Source organism: Streptomyces sp. NPDC058741 (genome assembly GCF_042746715.1).
GTDB lineage: Bacteria > Actinomycetota > Actinomycetes > Streptomycetales > Streptomycetaceae > Streptomyces.
Window position 1 is genome coordinate 1 of record NZ_JBHYQH010000012.1, and the last position, 21,246, is coordinate 21,246.

Consider the following 21,246-nt stretch of genomic DNA (forward strand, 5'->3'; position numbering starts at 1 on the left):
AAACGCCCGGTTACATTCCGAACCCGGAAGCTAAGCCTTACAGCGCCGATGGTACTGCAGGGGGGACCCTGTGGGAGAGTAGGACGCCGCCGAACTCCTCTTAGAGCTCTGGCTCTTGGGCACAGCCCGAGAGCCAGAGCTTTTTTGCGTTGCGGTAAGGTCAGTGAGCATTGTTCGTACGTTTCCCCCAGGAGGCACCCGGGTGGAGGTTCAGGAGACTCGCGTCCAGACGGACCGTGTGCTCACCATCCCGAACATCCTGAGCATGGCTCGTCTCCTCGGCGTGCCTCTCTTCCTGTGGCTGATCCTGCGGCCTGAGTTCGGTGGGCCCAGGAGTGACGGCTGGGCTCTCCTGGTACTGGCCCTGAGCGGCGTCACCGACTACCTGGACGGCAAGCTCGCCCGGCGCTGGAACCAGATCAGCAGCCTCGGCCGGCTTCTCGACCCCGCGGCCGACCGGCTCTACATTCTTTCGACCCTGGTCGGGCTCACCTGGCGCGAGATTCTGCCTCTGTGGTTGACCGCCGTACTTCTGGCCCGGGAACTGGTTCTGCTGGTGATGGTGGGCATCCTCCGCCGGCACGGTTATCCGCCGCCGCAGGTGAACTTCCTGGGCAAGGCCGCCACCTTCAACCTGATGTATGCCTTCCCGTTGCTTCTGCTCAGTGACGGAAGTGGTTGGATCTCGTCACTGGCTGCTATTTTCGGATGGGCGTTCGCCGGATGGGGTACAACCCTGTACTGGTGGGCAGGAGTCCTCTACGTGGTCCAAGTCCGCCGCCTGGTCCGTGCGGACGCCATGGCCGATTGAACTCGGGGATTGCCCCGGCCTGCGCGCTGCGATGGCCCGATGTCTCAAAGTGCGGGACAATCTTCGCGGGGAAGTCGGCTAGACCGTCGTCTCTTTGAGGAGGACGCTTCCGACATGAAGGCCGTAGTGATGGCCGGAGGCGAAGGCACGCGCCTTCGTCCCATGACCTCAAGCATGCCCAAGCCGCTCCTGCCTGTGGCCAACCGCCCGATCATGGAGCACGTGCTGCGGCTGCTCAAAAGGCATGGGCTCAACGAAACAGTCGTGACCGTCCAGTTCCTGGCCTCGCTCGTCAAGAACTACTTCGGTGACGGCGAAGAGCTCGGGATGGAGCTCACCTATGCCAACGAGGAGAAGCCACTCGGTACCGCCGGAAGCGTGAAGAACGCGGAAGAGGCGTTGAAGGACGACGCCTTCCTCGTCATCTCCGGCGACGCTCTGACGGATTTCGACCTCACCGAGCTGATCAATTTCCACAAGGAGAAGGGCGCTCTGGTCACGGTCTGCCTGACACGTGTGCCCAACCCCCTGGAATTCGGCATCACCATCGTCGACGAAGAAGGAAAGGTGGAGCGCTTCCTGGAGAAGCCCACCTGGGGCCAGGTCTTCTCCGACACGGTGAACACCGGCATCTACGTGATGGAGCCCGAGGTCTTCGACTACGTCGACCCGGACGTGCCCGTCGACTGGTCCGGCGACGTCTTCCCGCAGCTGATGAAGGAAGGCAAGCCGATCTACGGCTATGTGGCCGAGGGCTACTGGGAGGACGTCGGCACCCACGAGAGCTATGTGAAGGCCCAGGCCGACGTACTCGAAGGCAAGGTCGACGTCGACATCGACGGATTCGAGATCTCGCCGGGCGTGTGGGTCGCCGAGGGAGCCGAGGTGCACCCCGACGCCGTCCTGCGCGGGCCCGCCTACATCGGTGACTACGCCAAGGTCGAGGCCGGCGCCGAGATCCGCGAGCACACCGTGGTGGGCTCCAATGTCGTGGTCAAGAGCGGTGCGTTTCTGCACAAGGCCGTCGTCCACGACAACGTCTACGTGGGGCCGCACAGCAATCTGCGCGGCTGCGTGGTCGGCAAGAACACCGACATCATGCGTGCGGCCCGGATCGAGGACGGGGCGGTCATCGGTGATGAGTGCCTGATCGGTGAAGAATCGATCGTCCAGGGCAATGTGCGGGTCTACCCGTTCAAGACCATCGAGGCCGGTGCCTTCGTCAACACCTCGGTGATCTGGGAATCCAGGGGCCAGGCGCACCTCTTCGGCGCCCGCGGCGTGTCCGGGATCCTGAACGTGGAGATCACGCCGGAACTCGCCGTGCGTCTGGCGGGTGCGTACGCGACGACCCTGAAGAAGGGCTCGACCGTCACCACGGCCCGCGACCACTCGCGTGGTGCCCGTGCGCTGAAGCGGGCGGTGATCTCGGCGCTGCAGGCCAGCGCCATCGACGTCCGGGACCTGGAGAACGTGCCGCTGCCGGTGGCCCGGCAGCAGACCGCGCGAGGCAGTGCGGGCGGCATCATGATCCGTACCTCACCCGGGGTGCCGGACTCCGTCGACATCATGTTCTTCGACGGACAGGGCGCCGACCTCTCGCAGGGCAGCCAGCGCAAGCTCGACCGGGTGTTCGCGCGGCAGGAGTACCGGCGTGCCTTCCCCGGCGAGATCGGTGACCTGCACTTCCCGGCCAGTGTCTTCGACTCGTACACCGGGTCGCTGCTGCGGAACGTCGACACGACCGGGATCGCGGAGTCCGGGCTCAAGGTGGTCGTCGACGCCTCGAACGGCAGCGCCGGTCTCGTGCTGCCGAGCCTGCTCGGAAAGCTCGGGGTCGACTCGCTGACCATCAACCCCGGTCTCGACGAGTCGAGGCCGACGGAGACGGGCGACATGCGCCGGTCGGGGATGGTGCGGCTCGGCGAGATCGTGGCGTCCTCGGGGGCCGCGTTCGGCGTGCGGTTCGACCCCGTCGGTGAGCGGCTGTCGCTCGTCGACGAGAAGGGCCGGATCATCGAGGACGACCGGGCGCTTCTGGTCATGCTGGACCTCGTCGCCGCCGAGCGGCGCAGCGGCCGGGTCGCCCTCCCGGTGACCACCACCCGGATCGCCGAGCAGGTGGCGGCGTACCACGGGACCCAGGTCGAGTGGACGACCACCTCGCCGGACGACCTCACGCGGGTCGGCGGCCAGGAAGGGACGATCTTCGGCGGTGACGGCAAGGGCGGCTTCATCGTCCCCGAGTTCAGCAGCGTGTACGACGCCACCGCGGCGTTCGTCCGGTTGATCGGGCTGGTGGCGCGGACGCAGCTCACCCTCAGCCAGATCGACGCGCGGATCCCGCGGGCGCACGTCCTCAAGCGGGACCTGGCGACCCCGTGGGCCGTCAAGGGGCTCGTGATGCGGCGGGTCGTCGAAGAGGCCGGAGACCGCTCCGTGGACACCACGGACGGTGTGCGGGTGGTGGAGACCGACGGCCGCTGGGTGATGGTTCTGCCCGACCCGGCCGAGGCCGTCACCCACCTGTGGGCCGAGGGGCCGGACGACGCCTCCGCGCAGGCCCTGCTCGACGAGTGGTCGGCGGTCGTGGACAGCGCCGGCCGCTAGAACGGGCCGCACGCGCGCGTGCCGGACAAGTGTCCCCAACGGGGCCTGTCCGGCACGCCGGAGGGCCCGTTCGGAGGTGGTGCTCGCGACGTGCGACGATGTGCGGCATGCCGCAGCAACCCCCCATTCGGAGCACTCCCGCGCGGCCCCGGCGCCCGGACGCGTCCATGTCGTTGATCACCAACGTCATGGACCACAGCCTCGACGACGGTTACGCCGAGGCCGCAGAACGGAAGAAGGCCGCGGGCGACGGTGGCCTGCCGAAGACCCTCCGCGCGAAGTTGGGGCTGGCGGCCGGCCTGGTGCTCGCGGCCCTCGTCGTGACCGTCGGAGCCGCCCAGGCCCGGGTCTCGGCTCCGGTGGTGGCCAAGGAGCGGGAAGAGCTGGTCGACCGGATCGACCAGGAGTCCGAGGCGGCGGACCGGCTGGAGGACTCCGTGGACGACCTGCGCGCGGATGTCGGCGCGCGGCAGCGCGAGGCGCTGAAGCACAGCGGGGGCAGCGCGGAGTCCGAGCTGGTGGGGATCTCGTCCGGTTCCGTCGCGGTGCACGGGCCGGGGGTGAAGCTCGTGGTGAACGACGCCAGGGAAGCCGGCACGGGCGGTGACGGCGATCCGCGCGGCAGCTCGGGATTCTCCGACACCGGCCGGGTGCGTGACCGGGACATGCAGCGTGTGGTCAACGGGCTGTGGGAGTCGGGCGCCGAGGCGATCTCCATCAACGGGCAGCGGCTGACCGCGCTGTCCGCGATCAGGGCCGCCGGAGACGCGATACTGGTCGACAACAAGCCGCTGGTGCCGCCGTACACGGTGCTCGCGGTGGGGGACGGGCCGCGGCTGAGCGCGCGGTTCCAGAACAGCGCGGACGGGCTGTATCTCGACGCGCTGCGGGAGAGCTACGGCATCAGGACGGGCATATCCGCGGAGGACGACCTCCGGCTGCCTGCTGCTCCGAGCCTGATCGTACGTACAGCACAGCCGAGCACTGAGAAGAGCGAGAAGGGCACATCGTGATCGCTGTACTGGGCCTCATCGTGGGAGTGGTGGCCGGCCTGTTGGTCCGGCCCGAGGTTCCGGCGGTGGTCGAGCCGTATCTGCCGATCGCCGTCGTGGCGGCCCTGGACGCCGTCTTCGGAGGGCTGCGGGCCATGCTCGACGGCATCTTCGACGACAAGGTGTTCGTGGTGTCGTTCCTGTCGAACGTGGTCGTGGCCGCACTGATCGTGTTCCTGGGCGACAAGCTGGGTGTGGGTGCCCAGCTGTCGACGGGCGTGGTGGTCGTGCTCGGTATCCGGATCTTCTCCAACGCCGCGGCGATCCGCCGCCATGTGTTCCGGGCGTGAGGCCGATGAGCGAACACGACGACCGGCGGGCCGGCGAGCAGGGCGACATCCGTGCCGGCCGGCGCGACGCCAGCGGCCAGTCCGGGAACGGGCTGCGCAGGGAACTGCCCCAGGAGGTGCCGGCCAGGGCGGTGCCCGCCGCCCAGGCCGTCCCCGGCCAAGCGCACGCGCCGGAGCCGGAAACGGAACCGGAGGCGACGTCCGAGCCGCGGCTGACCGGGCGGCAGCGGCTGGCGCAGGGGCTGTGGCCGCCGCGGGTCACCCGGGCCCAACTCATCGTCGCGCTACTGCTGTTCGGCCTCGGGTTCGGGCTGGCGGTGCAGGTGGCGTCGAACAGCGACAGCGACAGTGCCCTGCGCGGGGCGCGGCAGGAAGATCTTGTTCGCATCCTCGATGAACTGGATGACCGTACTCAACGTCTTGAGGACGAGAAGCAAGGTCTGGAGAAGCAGCGCGACGAGCTGGAGAACAGCTCGGACCAGGCCGAGGAGGCTCGGAGGCAGACGATCGAGAAGGAGAGGCAACTCGGCATCCTGGCGGGCACGGTGGCCGCGCAGGGGCCCGGCATCACCATGACGATCGAGGACACGAAGGGGACGGTCGAGTCGGACATGCTGCTCGACGCGATCCAGGAGCTGCGGGCGGCGGGCGCCGAAGCGATCCAGGTGAACGGCGTGCGGGTGGTCGCCGGCACCTATCTCACGGACCCGGGCAAAGGCGTGAGCGTCGACGGGAACAAGATCAACGCGCCCTACCGTTTCAAGGTCATCGGCCAGCCGCAGGACCTCGAGCCGGCGCTCAACATCCCCGGAGGCGTGGTGCAGACTCTCGAGAAGGAACACGCCAGCGTGGTGATCGAGCGGTCGACCAAGATCGTCGTGGACGCCTTGCGAGCAGCGAAGCGGCCTGACTACGCTCGGTCGTCCTCGCAGTGAGCGGGGGGTGCATGGGCGACGTCCGGCGAGGGCATGAGGTTGCGGGGGGTCGGCGCACCGAATGGGTGGTGCGTGGTGGAAACTGTCTGGTGCAGACGGACGTTGTCAGGATGTCCGGGTCCGCCAGAGTGTTCAGTCAGGGTTCGTCCTGCCCCACGGGCGGGTCTGTTTCGGTCAAGGGGAATCGCCCGTGAAGTTGTTTGCGAAGTTGTTCGGCAAGAGCGCGCGAGAGGGCGGCGACAACGCCACCGCTCGTCATCGCGCACAGCCTGACGCGGAAGGCCAGCGGCCGCTCTTCCGCGACCAGGTCGGAGGCCCCGGTGGTGACGTCTCCGGAGGTCAGGGCGCACCGTCGGTTGACCCTGCACAGCCCGGCGGCATAGCTTTCGGTCAACCGTCAGCCTCGGGTGCGGGTGGGCTCTCCGACCCGTACGCGTCCCATGCCCCTGGTGGGCAGCCGCCGCAGGAGGATCCGATGTCGGCTCTGGTGTGTACGAGGTGCGGTAACCGCAACGCGGAGAACAGCCGCTTCTGCTCCAACTGCGGCGCGCCGCTGCGTCCGGGGGCGACCCCGGAGCGTCCGTCCGAGACGACCTCCACGATCTCCATCTCCGGTCTCGAGGCCTACGACAGCGAGACCACCGGCCAGACGCCGATGCCGACGCTGTCCCCCGAGGCGCAGGCCGCCGTGGACGCGCTCCCGCTGGGCTCCGCGCTCCTGGTGGTGCGCCGCGGGCCGAACTCCGGCAGCCGCTTCCTGCTGGACGGCGACCTGACCACGGCCGGGCGTCATCCGCAGAGCGACATCTTCCTGGACGACGTGACGGTCTCCCGGCGGCACGTGGAGTTCCGCCGCGGTCAGGACGGTTCGTTCACGGTGGCCGACGTGGGCAGCCTGAACGGCACGTACGTGAACCGCGAGCGGATCGACCAGGTCGCCCTGAACAACGGCGACGAGGTCCAGATCGGCAAGTACCGGCTGGTCTTCCACGCGAGCCAGCGGGGTTACTGACCCGGATTCCGTCCGGACAGGCCCCGGCGAAGGTCCATCCGTCAGGGAAGGTCCATGCTGCGAACACCGAGCGGCGGTGCCGGACACGGCACCGCCGCCACGGACAGGCTGATGAGCATCGGCACCGTGCTCAACGTGCTGCGCGACGAGTTCCCCGAAGTGACCATCTCCAAGATCCGATTCCTGGAGTCGGAAGGGCTCATCGAGCCGCAGCGGACTCCCTCGGGGTACCGCAAGTTCAGCGCGCACGACGTCGAGCGGCTCGGTCACGTCCTGCGGATGCAGCGGGACCACTACCTGCCGCTGAAGGTGATCCGGGAGCATCTGGAGGCCATGGAGCGCGGTGAGGCGGCCCCGCTGCCCGCTGTGGCCCGTCAGCGCGACGGGGAGGCCGTCGCCGAGCCCTCCGAGGGTCCCGTGGCCGCCAGGATCGGTCGTGCGCAGCTGCTGGCCGCAGCCGGCGTCGGGGAGGCCGAGCTCGCGGAGTGGGAGTCGTACGGGCTCGTCACTCCTCTGGAGGACGGGGCGTTCGACGCCAGTGTGGTCACCGTGGCGGCGCTGGTCACCGAGCTGGGGCGGTTCGGGATCGAGCCGCGTCATCTGCGGATGGTGAAGGCCGCCGCCGACCGTGAGGCCGGTCTGGTGGACCAGGTGGTGGCCCCGCTGAAGCGGCACCGGAACCCGCAGACCAGGGCGCATGCGCAGGACCGCGCGAAGGAGCTGGCGGGGCTGACGCTGAAGCTCCACGCGGCGCTGGTGCAGACGGCGCTGGGAGTGCGTCTGCCCTGAGGGGAGCGGGGCGAGAGGGGCCGGATCAGGCGCCCGATCCCTGCTCGACTACCCAAACGTCCCGAGCACGGCCTAGGGTTGCTGTGTGAACGAGCTCGATGTCGTAGGTGTCCGGGTGGAAATGCCCTCCAACCAACCGATCGTGCTGCTGCGTGAAGTGGGAGGCGACCGCTACCTCCCGATCTGGATCGGACCGGGGGAGGCGACGGCGATCGCCTTCGCCCAGCAGGGCATGGCTCCCGCGCGGCCGCTGACCCACGACCTGTTCAAGGACGTGCTGGAGGCCGTGGGCCAGGAGCTCACGGAAGTGCGCATCACTGACCTGCGGGAGGGCGTCTTCTACGCGGAACTGGTCTTCGCCAGCGGTGCCGAGGTGAGCGCCCGCCCGTCCGACGCCATAGCGCTCGCCCTGCGCACCGGGACGCCGATCTACGGCAGTGACACGGTGCTCGACGACGCCGGTATCGCGATCCCGGACGAGCAGGAGGACGAGGTGGAGAAGTTCCGTGAGTTCCTCGACCAGATCTCCCCGGAGGACTTCGGCTCCAGCAGCCAGTGAGCTCCGGCCGGACCGGACGGCGTAGGAGGCGCAGGTCGGTGACGCCCGGGGGCGGCTCGGCGGACGAGGCGGTCCGCGGCGGGCCCTCCTTGCGTGCGGAGGGGGGCAGGTGCCGGAGGTGAGTGAAAGCGTCTCACGGCCCACGCCGAACGCATTCGGCTAGCCTTTCCCCGCGGTGGGGCACGGGAAACCACTCTTAGGGTGATTATCACCCGGCGTGGCGAGTGTGGCGATCGTTGACGCACCCCTGGTGACTGCCTACCGTCGAGAAGGCAGGTCAAGGACGGAGGTCGGCGTGAGAAGCAGCGGCGGCGGTACGGCTGGGGGTGGCCCCGAGCGCAGTCTCAGGGCGAGCGGTCCGTACCCTCCCACCGGCTCACGGCTCCGCTCGAGCGGGGGAGGATGTGCCCGGCCCGACGGTGCGGCCGATCACGCTCCGCAGCGACCCACGGCGGTGCCGAGCAGCGGAGGGACGACGTCCATGGCGTCCGAGCAGATCGGCTATCGCGGCCCCACGGCGTGTGCGGCCGCCGGCATCACGTACCGCCAGCTGGACTACTGGGCCCGCACCGGGCTCGTCGAGCCGAGCGTGCGCCCCGCCTACGGATCGGGGACGCAGCGGCTCTACAGCTTCCGCGACGTCGTCGTCCTGAAGATCGTCAAGCGGTTCCTCGACACCGGGGTGTCGCTGCAGAACATCCGCACGGCCGTCCAGCACCTTCGGGAGCGCGGGTTCAGCGACCTGGAGCGGATGACGTTGATGAGCGACGGCGCAACGGTCCACGAGTGCACGTCGCCGGACGAGGTCCACGCCCTGCTCCAAGGGGGCCAGGGGGTGTTCGGGATCGCCGTGGGCGTGGTGTGGCGGGACGTGGAGAGCGCGTTGTCGCAGCTGCACGGGGAGCGGATCGACACCGGCGAGACTCTGGTCGGGCCCAACCCGGCGGACGAGCTCGCGCGGCGGCGGAACCGGGCCGTCTGAGGCGGGGCCCGGGCGGTGTGCCCGGCCGCAGGGACGTTTCCTCGTCGGGGTGCGCGGGGCTCTCCGGACGGGGTGAGCGGGAGCGGTCGGGGTGGCCGCCGGGACGTTGTCAGTGGCGTAGGGCAGCATCGGAGTCGTGAGAACCGCGCCCACGATCCTGCATCTCGACATGGATGCCTTCTTCGCCTCGGTGGAGCAGGCGTCCAAACCGAGTCTGCGCGGGAAGGCCGTGGTCGTGGGGGGCCTCGGACCACGGGGTGTGGTGGCCACGGCGTCGTACGAGGCGCGGGTGTTCGGAGTGCACTCGGCGATGCCCGTGGGCCAGGCCCGGCGGCTCGCCCCCCATGCCGCGTACCTGGTGCCGCGCTTCCAGCTCTACAAGTCGATCAGCGAGCGGGTGATGGAGCTGTTGCGGGCGCTGTCGCCCCTGGTGGAGCCCTTGAGCCTGGACGAGGCGTTCGTGGACCTGGAGGCCGGGGGAGAGGCCTGGGACGAGGCGTCGGCGCGACGGGTCGGGGTGCGGCTGCGCGCGGACATACGGGAGGCCACGGGGCTCACGGGGTCGGTGGGGCTGGCCGCGTCCAAGATGCTCGCCAAGATCGCCTCGGAGCAGGCCAAACCCGACGGGCTGGTGGTGATCGAGCCGGGGACCGAGCGGGCGATGCTCGGGCCGATGTCGGTGCGGACGCTGCCGGGCGTCGGCCCGGCGACGGGCGACCATCTGCGGCGGGCCGGGATCACCACGGTCGAGGAGATCGTCGAGGCGGGCGAGGACGAGCTGGTGCGACTGCTGGGGAAGGCGCACGGGCACGGGCTGTACGCCATGGCGCTGGCGCGGGACGACCGGCCCGTGGTGGCGGAGCGCGAGGCGAAGTCCGTGTCGGTCGAGGACACCTACGACGTGGACATCCATGACCGGCTGCGGGTCGGGCTGGAGGTGCAGCGGCTCGCCGACCGGTGCGTGCGCAGGCTGCGCGGGGCGGGGCTGTCGGGGCGGACCATCGTGCTGAAGGTGCGGCGCTACGACTTCTCGACGCTCACCCGCTCCGAGACCCTGCGCGGACCGACCGACGACCCCGCGGTGATCCGTGAGGCGGCCGCCCGGCTGCTGGACTCGGTGGACACGACGGGCGGGGTGCGGCTGCTCGGCGTGGGCGTCAGCGGCCTCGCCGACTACACGCAGGAGGACCTGTTCGCGCAGGCGGCGGGGGAGCGTAGCGTCGCCGCGGGGCCCGTCGAGGAACACGCCGTGGAGCCGGCCGGGGAGCAGCCGGCCCTCGCCGAGCGGCGCTGGCCCTCCGGGCACGATGTGCGGCACGACGAGTTCGGGCACGGGTGGGTGCAGGGGAGTGGCCTGGGGAGGGTCACCGTCCGGTTCGAGACGCCCGGCTCGCGGCCCGGGCGGGTGCGGACCTTCCGGGTCGACGACCCGGCGCTGGAGCCGGCGGATCCGCTGCCGCTGGTGTTACGAAGACCCGGGGAGGGCGGCGCCGCCGGCTCCGCGGGGGCGGAGGCGGCGCGGGACGAGGCGCCGGGTCCGTCTTCCGGGGTGGGCGGGGACCTGTCGTCCGGCGCCCTCGCCGTAGACGTCCGCGGTCCGGCCGGGGGCGGCCACAGGGCTCAGGTCGTCGTTTCGTCCCGGTCCGCCAGCCTGCCGAAGTCACGGTCCGGGAGCGGGGGAGGGGCGGCGACGTCGAGGCCGTAGTGGTGGTAGAGCTGGAGCTCCTGCTCGGGGGAGAGGTGGCGGCCCACGCCGAAGTCGGGGGCGTCCTTGATCAGGGCCCGTTCGAAGGGGACGTGCAGGGCGCCGTCGATCAGTTCGCTGGGCTCCAGGGGGACGAACGCGTCCCGGCTGAACAGGCCGGTCCGTATCGCCGCCCACTCCGGCTCGCCGGTGGCGTCGTCGAGGTAGACCTCGTCGATGGTGCCGATCCTGGTTCCGTTGCGGTCGAATGCCTTGCGGCCGATCAGGTTGCGCGGATCGATCTCGGTACGCACGGGTCCTCCACGTGGTCGCACTCATCCGTATCCCCTACAAAACGGCACAATGGAGGAGGCGGCCACTCGAAGGTCCGTGCGGGGCCCTCGCTGGTACGCTGGCAGCGGCCGCTGACCCCGTGCGGGAGAGTCCTCCGGACATCACCGGAGGCGCCGAAGGAGCAAATCCTCCCCGGAATCTCTCAGGCACACGTACCGCACGGACGAGGTCACTCTGGAAAGCAGGGCGGGTGTCGACGGCTTCCGCTCTCACCGACGGTGAAAGCCGGAGGCCTTCGGGCGATCCGGTGAAGCTCTCAGGTCGAGATGACAGAGGGGGAGGCCGTTCGGGTACCCGCGCCGTGGTGCCCCTCGAAGGTCGTGTCAGACCAGGAGGCCTCCGCAATGACCGCCCATCGCATTCCGCTCTCCGAGCTCGAAGAAGCAATCCCCTTCGAGCAGCGCCACATCGGCCCCGATCACGAGGCCCGCGCCAAGATGCTCGCGCAGGTCGGCTACGGCTCGCTGGACGAGCTGACGGCCGCCGCGGTCCCGGCCGTGATCAAGAGCGCCGAAGCGCTCGGCCTCCCGGGGGCCCGCAGCGAGGCCGAGGTGCTCGACGAGCTGCGCTCCCTGGCCGACCGCAACCAGGTCCTCGGCTCCATGATCGGGCTCGGCTACTACGGCACGTTCACCCCGCCCGTCATCCTGCGCAACGTCATGGAGAACCCGTCCTGGTACACGGCCTACACGCCCTACCAGCCGGAGATCTCCCAGGGGCGCCTGGAAGCCCTGCTGAACTTCCAGACCGTGGTCGCCGACCTCACCGGACTGCCGACGTCCGGCGCCTCCCTGCTCGACGAGGGCACCGCCGCCGCCGAGGCCATGGCGCTGTCGCGGCGCATGGGCAAGAACAAGAAGGGTCTGTTCCTGGTCGACGCGGACGCGCTGCCGCAGACCATCGCCGTGATCCGGACGCGGGCCGAGCCGACCGGTGTGGAGGTCGTCGTCGCCGACCTCGGCGACGGCATTCCGGCGGAGATCGCCGAGCGTGAGATCAACGGCGTGCTGATCCAGTACCCGGGCGCCTCCGGGGCCGTCCGCGACATCAAGCCCGTCATCGACCAGGCGCACGAGTTCGGCGCGCTCGTCACCGTCGCCGCCGACCTGCTCGCCCTGACGCTGCTGAAGTCGCCCGGTGAGCTCGGCGCGGACATCGCCGTCGGGACGACGCAGCGGTTCGGTGTGCCGATGGGCTTCGGCGGTCCGCACGCGGGCTACCTGGCGGTCCAGGAGAAGATGGCGCGGAGCCTGCCCGGGCGACTCGTGGGCGTCTCCGTGGACGCCGACGGCAACAAGGCCTACCGGCTCGCCCTGCAGACGCGTGAGCAGCACATCCGCCGCGAGAAGGCGACCAGCAACATCTGCACCGCGCAGGTGCTGCTCGCCGTCATGGCCGGCATGTACGCCGTGTACCACGGGCCGGAGGGCCTCAAGGGCATCGCGCGGCGCACCCACCGCTACGCCACGGTCCTCGCCGCCGGGCTCGCCGGCGGCGGGGTCGAGGTCGTGCACGGCTCCTACTTCGACACCCTGACCGTGCGCGTCGCGGGCCGGGCCGCCGAGATCGTGGCCGCGGCCCGGGACAACGGGGTCAACCTGCGCCTGGTCGACGCCGACCACGTCTCGATCGCCTGCGACGAGACCACCACCCGGGCCCAGCTGCGGGCCGTGTGGGCCGCCTTCGGCGTCGAGGGCGTCGTCGAGGCGCTGGACGCGGCCGCCGAGGACGGCCTCCCGGCCGCTCTGCTGCGCACCGACGAGTACCTGACCCACCCTGTCTTCCACCAGTACCGTTCCGAGACGGCCATGCTGCGCTACCTGCGCCGGCTGGCCGACCGCGACTACGCACTCGACCGCGGCATGATCCCGCTGGGCTCCTGCACCATGAAGCTCAACGCGACCACGGAGATGGAGCCGGTCACCTGGCCCGAGTTCGGGCAACTGCACCCCTTCGCGCCCGCCGAGCAGGCGGCCGGCTACCTCACGCTCATCCGTGAGCTGGAGGACCGCCTCGCCGAGGTCACCGGCTACGACAAGGTCTCCCTCCAGCCGAACGCCGGGTCGCAGGGCGAGCTGGCCGGTCTCCTCGCCGTGCGCGGCTACCACCGGGCCAACGGCGACGAGCAGCGGACCGTGTGCCTCATCCCGTCCTCCGCGCACGGCACCAACGCCGCCAGCGCCGTGATGGCCGGCATGAAGGTCGTCGTCGTGAAGACCGCCGACGACGGCGAGATCGACGTCGACGACCTGCGGGCGAAGATCGAGCAGCACCGGGACCAGCTCGCCGTGCTGATGATCACCTACCCGTCCACGCACGGCGTGTTCGAGGAGCACGTCTCCGAGATCTGCGCGCAGGTGCACGAGGCGGGCGGCCAGGTCTACGTCGACGGCGCCAACCTCAACGCGCTCGTGGGGCTCGCCAAGCCGGGTCACTTCGGCGGTGACGTCTCGCACCTGAACCTGCACAAGACCTTCTGCATCCCGCACGGCGGCGGCGGCCCGGGCGTCGGCCCGGTGGCGGTGCGCGAGCACCTCGCGCCGTACCTGCCGAACCACCCGCTGCAGCCCGAGGCCGGGCCGGAGACGGGCGTGGGTCCCATCTCCGCGGCGCCCTGGGGCTCCGCGGGCATCCTGCCCATCTCCTGGGCGTACGTCCGGCTCATGGGCAGTGAAGGGCTGAAGCGTGCCACCCAGGTGGCCGTGCTGAGCGCCAACTACATCGCCAAGCGCCTGGAGCCGCACTACCCCGTGCTCTACACCGGCCCCGGCGGCCTCGTCGCGCACGAGTGCATCATCGACCTGCGCCCGCTGACCAAGGCGACCGGCGTGAGCGTCGACGACGTCGCCAAGCGGCTGATCGACTACGGCTTCCACGCGCCGACGATGTCGTTCCCGGTGGCCGGCACGCTGATGATCGAGCCGACCGAGTCCGAGGACCTGACCGAGCTCGACCGGTTCTGCGAGGCGATGATCGCCATCCGCGCGGAGATCGAGAAGGTCGGCTCCGGCGAGTGGCCCGCCGAGGACAACCCGCTGCGCGGCGCCCCGCACACCGCGGGCGCGCTCGCGGGGGAGTGGGAGCACGCCTACAGCCGTGAGGAGGCCGTCTTCCCGGCCGGCGTCTCCGTCGCCGACAAGTACTGGCCGCCGGTGCGCCGCATCGACCAGGCCTTCGGCGACCGGAACCTGGTCTGCTCGTGCCCGCCGCTGGACGCGTACGAGGACTGATCGACCGAGCTGGTCACAGCGAGGGGCTCCGCGACGCGGGGCCCCTCTCCGTCGTGCGGGGGGTGCCTGTTGAGTCGGCACGGAGCCCCGGGTTCGACGTCGTCGGGCGTGCGGGGTTCGCGGAAAGTTCCGTCGCTGAGCATGGCGAACAGGACGCTGACGCGGTGGCGGGCGAGGCGGAGGAGGACCTGGGTGTGGGTCTCGCCGCGGGCTCGGCACGTGTCGTAGTAGGTGCGCGAGGCGGGGCGTGGAGCGCGGTGAACGCGGACAGGAACATCGCGCGTTTGAGCCGCCGGTTCCCGGTTCTGGGGGCGTGTTCGCCGTGGATCGAGGTCCCGGACGACTTGGTCGCCGATGCGAGGCCGACGTAGGAGGCCAGGTGGGCGGCGCTCGGGAAAGAGCTGCCGCCGCCGACGGTGACCAGGAGAACCGCGGCGGTCCTGACGCCGATGCCGGGCATCGAGGTCAGGACCTGGGAAAGAGGGTGAGCCTCCAGCGGTTCGTTGCTCTGGGTTTCCAGGGCCCGGCGTTGTTCGTGGACGGCCGCGAGTGAGACGGTCAGGGGCGGGATGACGATGTCGAGGGTTCCGGTGCCGGGGACGACGACGGTCTGCTCTTCGAGTGCGTCGAAGACGGCCCCGAGGCCGGCGGCCCTCTTGCAGGACTCCGAAACACAACGGCGGGATCGCAGGGCAGCTCCGCATACCGGAGCCCGGCGATGGACACGAAGTCGCCGGCCGTGACGCAGTCGAACCGGTACGGTCCGGTGGCCTGCGCTGAATCGTGTTCCGTCGCTCATGGTCCACGGTGACGGTCGCCGAAAACGCGTCGGGGCCGGTGCGCAGTGTGTGCCTCCGGCCCCTCATGTCTGCGGGCGGGGTCCCGGCCCGCCCGGCGGCCGTCAGGCGGCCGTCATCACCTGGCTGCCCGCGAGCGGACGGTGCGGGGCGATGACCCGGCCGTCCGGCAGGAGCTCACCGGTGTCCTCGAAGAGCACCACGCCGTTGCACAGCAGGCTCCACCCCTGCTCCGGATGGTGCGCCACGAGGCGGGCGGAGTCCCGGTCGGCGGAGTCGGCGGACGGACACGGTGTCTGGTGCTGGCACATGGGTGGGATCTTTCGCTCTGTCGTGATGGACTAGGTGACCGGGCTGGTCGAGTCGGTCGTCGTGTGTGTTCCGCGGCTGGAAGTGTCGTTCATGGCCGCCCCCGTGTGATAAGTCGTCGGAACCCAGTGTTGCCCCACGGGCGTCGTTCCGCAGGGATTTCGCAGCACCGCTTCTCACAGGTTCATGACGCATCACCCGCGCGGGCGGTTCATCCCAACTGCACTGTCCCTTCGGGTGGTTCGCAGTGGCCGGATGGGGCTAGTCCGGTCGGGTCGGCGGCGGTTCGAGGCTCGTGCGAGCCGTTCGGTGCTCGTAAGAGCGGTCGCCGGGCGGAAATGGGCGGATCCCGCCTGCCGGCTGGCGGCGACGGGATCCGTGAACGAGGGTGGCCCGCTGTGTCAGGCGGGGGAGTCGAGCAGCCGGGTCGGGGTCGCCCGGTGGGTCAGCACCGGGAGCAGTTCGGCGACGCGGTGCGGACGGTGGGACGCGATGCCGGGAGGCGCCGGGGCCAGCGGGACGAGCAGGTCGGTGGCGGCGGGATGGCCGGTGCCGCCGTCCGCGGTGCAGTCCTCGTGGAGCCAGAGCGTCAGCATGTACAGGCCCGGCACCGACAGCAGCCGGGGCTGGTACGCCTGCGGCATCGTCTCGGCCAGGCGCAGGGCGCGTTCGGTGGAGGGGATGTACGGCCCCTCGAAGAAGTGGGAGAAGGCCCAGCCGTCGGGCGTGAGCATGGTGTCCGCCGCGGCCACGGCGCGCTCCCCGCTGCGGATCACGAAACGCCACCCGGCCAGGTGCGTCGCCGCCACCCCCTCGGGCGTGACCTGGTCGAGGAGGTGCACCGGCAGCGGGAGCTCGGGTGTGGTGGGCCCCTGTGCGCGCAGCAGGGAGGGAGTTCGGGCCTCGCGCACCGCGGTGGGGGAGGAGAGCGCGGTCAGGACGGAACGAAGTGCGGGCGCGGGAGCCTGGGGGACGTGCAGCGGCATGGTGGGTCGCCTCTCATTCGAAGGCACGGTGGCGCGAGGGCGGGGCGGACGGCGCTGTCAGCTCGCGAAGGGAGGCAGCGGGGCGGGGACCGGGGTCTGAACGAGAGGGGGGCGGGGTCCACCGAACGTCGCGTCGGCGGCCGGACCCATCGACCGTGGGCGCCAACCTGCTGCCTTCTCGCGGAGTTTATACGACACGGGTTCAGACTGTGTTTCCGCTAGCTGTTTCCGGTGAGTAGAACAAGAGTATATTCGGTCGGTGATACGCGAATGTCATCCCGATTCCGGACGGTGGGTCGCGGCGATGACCTCGGTGGATGTCCGCGGACCGGTCGGCCTATTCTCGTCGGCGTTTTTCACGAGTTCGCCGGGTTCGATAGCGGAGCCACGCGTCATGCCGGATGAATGTGCCATCGGTCACACGAGACCAGCGTAGCGGCGGACAGGCCCGTCCGGGGACGTTATCGATCGCTTTCCCTGGGCATCCTCCACCTGACCGGGACCCGGCCACCGGGTCTTCGGCCGGCACCATCCGAGGAGGGACGCTTCCATGGGCGAGAAGGTCGTGGCAGGCGGGTTCGACCTGTCCGATCGCCAGCGCTACCGCGACAAGCTGCGTCAGTGTCTGACGGGCTTGGAGCGACTCCTGGCGGAGAAGCGGTTCGACCGCCCGAAGAACCTCATGGGCCTGGAGATCGAATTGAATCTCGCAGGCTCCGACGGCATGCCGAAAATGTTGAACGGGCAAGTCCTCGAACGCATCGCGAGTCGCGATTTCCAAACAGAACTCGCCATGTTCAACCTGGAAGTGAACATTCCGCCACACCGGCTGGGGGGCCGGGTATTCGACCGGCTCGCCGAGGAACTCCGTACGTCACTGGCATATGCTGACCGAAAAGCCGGAGAGGTCGACGCGGGAATCGTGATGATCGGCATTCTGCCGACCCTCGACCGTGACGACCTGGTCTCGTCGAACCTCTCGGACGTCGACCGCTACACCCTCCTCAACGACCAGATCGTGGCCGCCCGCGGCGAGGAGTTCACCCTCGACATCGAGGGCGTGGAGCACTTGAGCTGCACCTCGAAGTCCATCGTCCCGGAGGCCGCCTGCACCTCCGTGCAACTGCACCTGCAGGTCACCCCGGGCCGGTTCGCCGACGTGTGGAACGCGGCCCAGGCGGTCGCCGCCGCGCAGATCGCCGTCGGCGCCAACTCGCCCTTCCTGTTCGGCCGCGAGCTCTGGCGCGAGTCGAGGCCCCCGCTCTTCCAGCAGTCCACCGACACCCGCCCGCCCGAACTGCAGGCCCAGGGCGTCCGCCCGCGCACCTGGTTCGGCGAGCGCTGGGTGGACTCGGCGTACGACCTCTTCGAGGAGAACCTGCGCTACTACCCGGCCCTGCTGCCGATCTGCGACGGCGAGGACCCACTGGAGGTGATCGACCGGGGCGGCACCCCCTCCCTCGCGGAACTCGTCCTGCACAACGGCACGATCTACCGCTGGAACCGCCCGGTGTACGGCGTCGCCGACGGCGTCCCGCACCTGCGCGTGGAGAACCGCGTCCTGCCCGCCGGGCCCACCGTGCTCGACGTCGTCGCCAACGCGGCGTTCTACTACGGACTCGTCCGCGCCCTGGCCGAGGAGAGCCGGCCGGTGTGGACCCGGCTGCCGTTCGAGGCGGCCGCCGCCAACTTCGACGCCGCGTGCAAGGACGGCATCGACGCCCGCTTCACCTGGCCCCGGCGCGGCCGGTTCAGCGGCACCGCCGAGGTCGACGCGGTCAGCCTGGTCCGCGACGAGCTGCTGCCGCTCGCCGAGGCGGGGCTGGACGCCTGGGGCATCGAGCCGGCCGACCGCGACCTGTACCTGGGCGTGATCGAGGAACGCTGCCGGCGCCGGGTGAACGGGGCGAGCTGGCAGGTCGCGACCTTCCACCAGGCCCTCGACACCGGACTCTCCCGCGAGGAGGCCCTGGCCGCCACGACCCGGCGCTACCGCACGCTGATGCACAAGGGGGACCCGGTGCACACCTGGCCGGTGGGACCGACGGAGCCGCTGCCGCCGCTCAGCTGACGCGCCCGCGGGCCAGTGCCACGCTGCCGCCATACTGATCCGACAGGCCGGTGAAGAGGAGGCAGGTGTGCAGGCGGAGGCGAGCCCGGTGGGCGATTCCATTCCCCAGCAGGGGCTCTCACGGCGGATGCTCCGCGACGAGACACTGCTCGTCCTCGCGCTGTCGCTCGGGGCGAGCGGAGTATCCGCGCTGATCAGCTTCATCGGCTCGGTCACCAGACCGGGCGGGCTCAAGGACCAGGCGGCCACGATGAACGCCTCGGCCGCGCCCGGCCGGCCCTGGCTCGACCTGGCCTGGCAGCTCTTCGGGATCACCACGGCCCTCGTGCCCGTCGCCCTCGTCGCGCACTTCCTGCTGCGCGAGGGCGCGAGCCTGCGCACGATCGGCTTCGACCGCACCCGCCCCTGGCCCGACCTCGGCCGCGGCGCGGCGATCGCCGCGGTCGTCGGCAGCACCGGCATCGCCTTCTACCTGGCGGCCCGCGGCCTCGGCTTCAACCTCACGGTGGTGCCCGAGGCGCTGCCGGAGGTGTGGTGGAAGTACCCCGTGCTGATCCTCTCCGCGATCCAGAACGCGGTGCTGGAGGAGGTCATCGTCGTCGGCTACCTGCTGCGCCGCCTCGGCCAGCTGGGCTGGAGCCCGACGGCCGCGCTGGCGGGCAGCTCCGTGCTGCGCGGCTCCTACCACCTCTACCAGGGCATCGGCGGCTTCGTCGGCAACCTGGTGATGGGCGTCGTCTTCGTCTGGCTCTACCGCCGCTGGGGCCGCGTCGGCCCCCTGGTGGTGGCCCACTCGCTGCTCGACATCGGGGCGTTCGTGGGATACGGGCTCCTGGCGGGCAAGGTGGGCTGGCTGCCGACGGCGTGACGCGCCGGAGCACCGCACCGGGGGCGTACGACGGTGCCGTACGCCCCTTCGTCCGGCTGCCGTCCGTATGCCTCAGGCGAGCAGCTCGCCGTCGATGACGGTGACCGCCCTGCCGGACAGCAGGGTGCGGTCCCCGCGCAGCTCCGTGCGGACGCGGCCGGAGCGGGGCGAGGCCTGGAGGCCGGTGAGGACGGCGCGTCCCAGGCGCTCGGACCAGAACGGGGCGAGCGCGGTGTGGGCGCTGCCCGTCACCGGGTCCTCGTCGATTCCGACGTTCGGGAAGAAGCAGCGCGAGACGAAGTCGTAACCCCGGGACGGATCCTGCGCGCGGGCCGTGGCGATGACGCCGCGGTCGGAGTGGGCGGCGAGGGCCCTGAAGTCGGGGCGGAGGCCGTGCACCGTCCTCTCGTCGGCCACCTCCACGAGCAGGTCGCCGACCTGGGGCCCGGTGTAGCGGACGGTGAGCGGCTCGGCGCCCAGGGCGTGGGCGAGGCCGCCGGGCGGATCGACCGGGGTGAGCGGGGCCGTGGGGAAGTCCAGCGTCAGGGAGCCGTCGTCCCGCCCCGTCGCGACGAGGACGCCGCTGAGGGTGGCGAACCGCACCGGGCCCTCGTGAGCGCCGGTGTGGCGCAGGACGTGGGCCGTGGCCAGGGTCGCGTGGCCGCACATCGCGACTTCGGTGACGGGGGTGAACCAGCGCAACGCCCAGTCGGCCTCGCCGCCCTCGGGGAGGGGGTGGGCGAAGGCCGTCTCGGCGTGGTTGACCTCGATGGCGACGTCGCGCAGCCAGGTGTCGTCCGGGAAGGCGTCCGTGTCGGGCAGGAGCAGGACTCCCGCCGGGTTTCCGGAGAAGGGGCGATCGGTGAAGGTGTCGACGATTCGGATCCGCATGCCCCGACGCTAGAGGCACCGCGAAGCCGGGGACTTAAAGGTCGATCGGCGAGTCCTGGCCCGGATCGCCGGGCCGGGCCACAGCGCGCGGCAGTCGGCAGGGCCTTGTCGGACCCGCTCTTCCGATATATCGTTGAGTTATCGACGACAGATCACGGAATGGAGAGTGGTGGCGATGCGCAGCCACGGTTTCGAACACGGACACGGCGGACCGCGGCACGGCCGGGGCGGTTTCGAGAGCCTGCGTGCCGCCTTCGGCCCCTTCGGCCCGGGCGGCCCCGGTGGCCCCGGCTGGGGAGGGCCCGGCGGCCCGGGCTTCGGGTCCGGCCCCTGGGGTGGCCGAGGGCGCGGCGGGCCGAGGGGAAGGGCGCGGCGCGGTGACGTGCGGGCCTCGATCCTGGCCCTGCTGAAGGACCGCCCGATGCACGGTTACGAGATGATCCAGGAGATCGCCGAGCGCAGCGGCGGCGCCTGGAAGCCCAGCCCCGGCTCGGTGTACCCCACGCTCCAGCTGCTGGAGGACGAGGGCCTGATCGTCAGCGAGTCCGAGGGCGGCAAGAAGCTGTTCTCGCTCACCGAGGCGGGCCGGACCGCCGCCGCTGAGGGGCCCGAGGCGCCCTGGGAGGAGGCCTCCCGCGGCGTCGACTGGGAGGCCCTGGGCGAGATCCGCCAGGCCGGCTTCGGTCTGATGGAGGCCTTCGGCCAGGTCTGGAAGACCGGCAGCAAGGAGCAGCGCGAGAAGGCGCTCGTCGTCATCAACGAAGCGCGCAAGAAGCTGTACCTGATCCTCGCCGACGAGGACTGACCGGCACCCAGGGGCGCCCCCGGAGCGATCCGGGGCGCCCCTGGGTGCCGGTCGACCCGCAGGCCCGCGCGGTCGAGGTCCTCCAGCGCGCCGGAATCGACCCGCACGAGGTGCGCGCCCGGCTGGACGATCAGACCGCCCGGCCCTCGGGATGCGCCGGAGGCGGCGAGACCGCGCACTGACCGGTCCGGCGCCGTCCGGGCAGTGAGAC

At 70.6% G+C, this 21,246-nt stretch carries 19 protein-coding genes, 1 rRNA gene, 1 pseudogene and 1 riboswitch; of the genes and pseudogenes, 16 read left to right on the forward strand and 5 right to left on the reverse strand.

The features are described from left to right. The 11 genes from rrf to ACFW6P_RS12475 all read left to right on the forward strand — a co-directional run. Positions 1-95: ribosomal RNA gene (gene rrf / locus ACFW6P_RS12425) — 5S ribosomal RNA — on the forward strand; the annotation flags it as partial. Positions 96-202: 107 nt separating this feature from the next. Further along, positions 203-811 (forward strand): CDP-alcohol phosphatidyltransferase family protein, encoded by a 609-nt coding sequence (locus ACFW6P_RS12430; protein ID WP_386356119.1) that lies wholly within the window; start codon positions 203-205, stop codon positions 809-811. A 114-nt stretch (positions 812-925) separates the two neighbouring features. Further along, positions 926-3,421: a sugar phosphate nucleotidyltransferase gene (locus ACFW6P_RS12435; RefSeq protein WP_386356116.1), complete on the forward strand. Its 2,496-nt coding sequence runs from the start codon at positions 926-928 to the stop codon at positions 3,419-3,421. Positions 3,422-3,519: 98 nt separating this feature from the next. Then, entirely contained in the window at positions 3,520-4,434 is a 915-nt protein-coding gene (locus ACFW6P_RS12440) for a DUF881 domain-containing protein (RefSeq protein WP_386423612.1), read from the forward strand. Then, positions 4,431-4,763, forward strand: coding sequence for a small basic family protein (locus tag ACFW6P_RS12445; protein ID WP_006134295.1), 333 nt, complete (start codon positions 4,431-4,433; stop codon positions 4,761-4,763). The genes ACFW6P_RS12440 and ACFW6P_RS12445 overlap by 4 nt, the downstream gene beginning before the upstream one ends. A gap of 5 nt (positions 4,764-4,768) precedes the next feature. Then, positions 4,769-5,698 carry a DUF881 domain-containing protein gene (locus ACFW6P_RS12450; RefSeq protein ID WP_386423614.1) on the forward strand — a complete coding sequence of 310 codons (930 nt, stop codon included), beginning with the start codon at positions 4,769-4,771 and terminating at the stop codon, positions 5,696-5,698. A gap of 61 nt (positions 5,699-5,759) precedes the next feature. Further along, positions 5,760-6,710 carry an FHA domain-containing protein gene (locus tag ACFW6P_RS12455; protein ID WP_386423616.1) on the forward strand — a complete coding sequence of 317 codons (951 nt, stop codon included), beginning with the start codon at positions 5,760-5,762 and terminating at the stop codon, positions 6,708-6,710. A 54-nt stretch (positions 6,711-6,764) separates the two neighbouring features. Further along, positions 6,765-7,499: a MerR family transcriptional regulator gene (locus ACFW6P_RS12460; protein ID WP_386423618.1), complete on the forward strand. Its 735-nt coding sequence runs from the start codon at positions 6,765-6,767 to the stop codon at positions 7,497-7,499. Between the two features lie 85 nt (positions 7,500-7,584). Further along, complete coding sequence (locus ACFW6P_RS12465) at positions 7,585-8,058, forward strand: bifunctional nuclease family protein (RefSeq protein WP_386356101.1); 474 nt, start codon at positions 7,585-7,587, stop codon at positions 8,056-8,058. 295 nt (positions 8,059-8,353) lie between these two features. Continuing rightward, positions 8,354-9,040: a MerR family transcriptional regulator gene (locus ACFW6P_RS12470; protein ID WP_386423620.1), complete on the forward strand. Its 687-nt coding sequence runs from the start codon at positions 8,354-8,356 to the stop codon at positions 9,038-9,040. A gap of 136 nt (positions 9,041-9,176) precedes the next feature. After that, on the forward strand, positions 9,177-10,745 hold the full coding sequence (locus ACFW6P_RS12475; RefSeq protein WP_386423622.1) for a DNA polymerase IV: 1,569 nt from the start codon (positions 9,177-9,179) through the stop codon (positions 10,743-10,745). On the opposite strand, the gene ACFW6P_RS12480 is transcribed toward ACFW6P_RS12475, so the two are convergent. Then, positions 10,661-11,038, reverse strand: a complete 378-nt coding sequence (locus ACFW6P_RS12480) for a PRC-barrel domain-containing protein (RefSeq protein WP_386356093.1) — start codon at positions 11,036-11,038, stop codon at positions 10,661-10,663. The two genes, ACFW6P_RS12475 and ACFW6P_RS12480, sit on opposite strands and share 85 nt — an antisense overlap. Before the next feature lie 112 nt (positions 11,039-11,150). Next, positions 11,151-11,246, forward strand: a riboswitch (glycine riboswitch). Positions 11,247-11,422: 176 nt separating this feature from the next. Between ACFW6P_RS12480 and gcvP the strand changes: the two genes are divergently transcribed. Continuing rightward, positions 11,423-14,308: an aminomethyl-transferring glycine dehydrogenase gene (gene gcvP / locus ACFW6P_RS12485; RefSeq protein ID WP_386423623.1), complete on the forward strand. Its 2,886-nt coding sequence runs from the start codon at positions 11,423-11,425 to the stop codon at positions 14,306-14,308. A gap of 104 nt (positions 14,309-14,412) precedes the next feature. On the opposite strand, the pseudogene ACFW6P_RS12490 reads toward gcvP, so the two are convergent. From ACFW6P_RS12490 to ACFW6P_RS12500, 3 genes and pseudogenes are all read right to left on the reverse strand, one after another. Beyond that, positions 14,413-14,942, reverse strand: a pseudogene (locus ACFW6P_RS12490) (transposase); the annotation flags it as partial. 267 nt (positions 14,943-15,209) lie between these two features. Then, positions 15,210-15,416 (reverse strand): DUF5999 family protein, encoded by a 207-nt coding sequence (locus tag ACFW6P_RS12495; protein ID WP_386356087.1) that lies wholly within the window; start codon positions 15,414-15,416, stop codon positions 15,210-15,212. 399 nt (positions 15,417-15,815) lie between these two features. Continuing rightward, positions 15,816-16,400 (reverse strand): hypothetical protein, encoded by a 585-nt coding sequence (locus ACFW6P_RS12500; RefSeq protein ID WP_386423625.1) that lies wholly within the window; start codon positions 16,398-16,400, stop codon positions 15,816-15,818. Between the two features lie 550 nt (positions 16,401-16,950). On the opposite strand from ACFW6P_RS12500, the gene ACFW6P_RS12505 reads away from it, so the two are divergent. Next, positions 16,951-18,471, forward strand: coding sequence for a glutamate-cysteine ligase family protein (locus ACFW6P_RS12505; RefSeq protein WP_386356081.1), 1,521 nt, complete (start codon positions 16,951-16,953; stop codon positions 18,469-18,471). A 67-nt stretch (positions 18,472-18,538) separates the two neighbouring features. Further along, the gene (locus ACFW6P_RS12510; RefSeq protein WP_386356078.1) at positions 18,539-19,339 is read left to right on the forward strand and encodes a CPBP family intramembrane glutamic endopeptidase; all 801 of its coding nucleotides are present in this window, start codon (positions 18,539-18,541) and stop codon (positions 19,337-19,339) included. Between the two features lie 72 nt (positions 19,340-19,411). Here the strand turns inward: ACFW6P_RS12510 and ACFW6P_RS12515 are convergent, their stop codons facing one another. Beyond that, positions 19,412-20,230: a PhzF family phenazine biosynthesis protein gene (locus tag ACFW6P_RS12515; protein WP_386356075.1), complete on the reverse strand. Its 819-nt coding sequence runs from the start codon at positions 20,228-20,230 to the stop codon at positions 19,412-19,414. 175 nt (positions 20,231-20,405) lie between these two features. Between ACFW6P_RS12515 and ACFW6P_RS12520 the strand changes: the two genes are divergently transcribed. Both ACFW6P_RS12520 and ACFW6P_RS12525 read left to right on the forward strand, forming a co-directional pair. Beyond that, positions 20,406-21,035, forward strand: a complete 630-nt coding sequence (locus ACFW6P_RS12520; RefSeq protein ID WP_386356072.1) for a PadR family transcriptional regulator — start codon at positions 20,406-20,408, stop codon at positions 21,033-21,035. Between the two features lie 44 nt (positions 21,036-21,079). Continuing rightward, positions 21,080-21,217 carry a hypothetical protein gene (locus ACFW6P_RS12525; RefSeq protein ID WP_386356069.1) on the forward strand — a complete coding sequence of 46 codons (138 nt, stop codon included), beginning with the start codon at positions 21,080-21,082 and terminating at the stop codon, positions 21,215-21,217. Positions 21,218-21,246 lie beyond the last annotated feature (29 nt).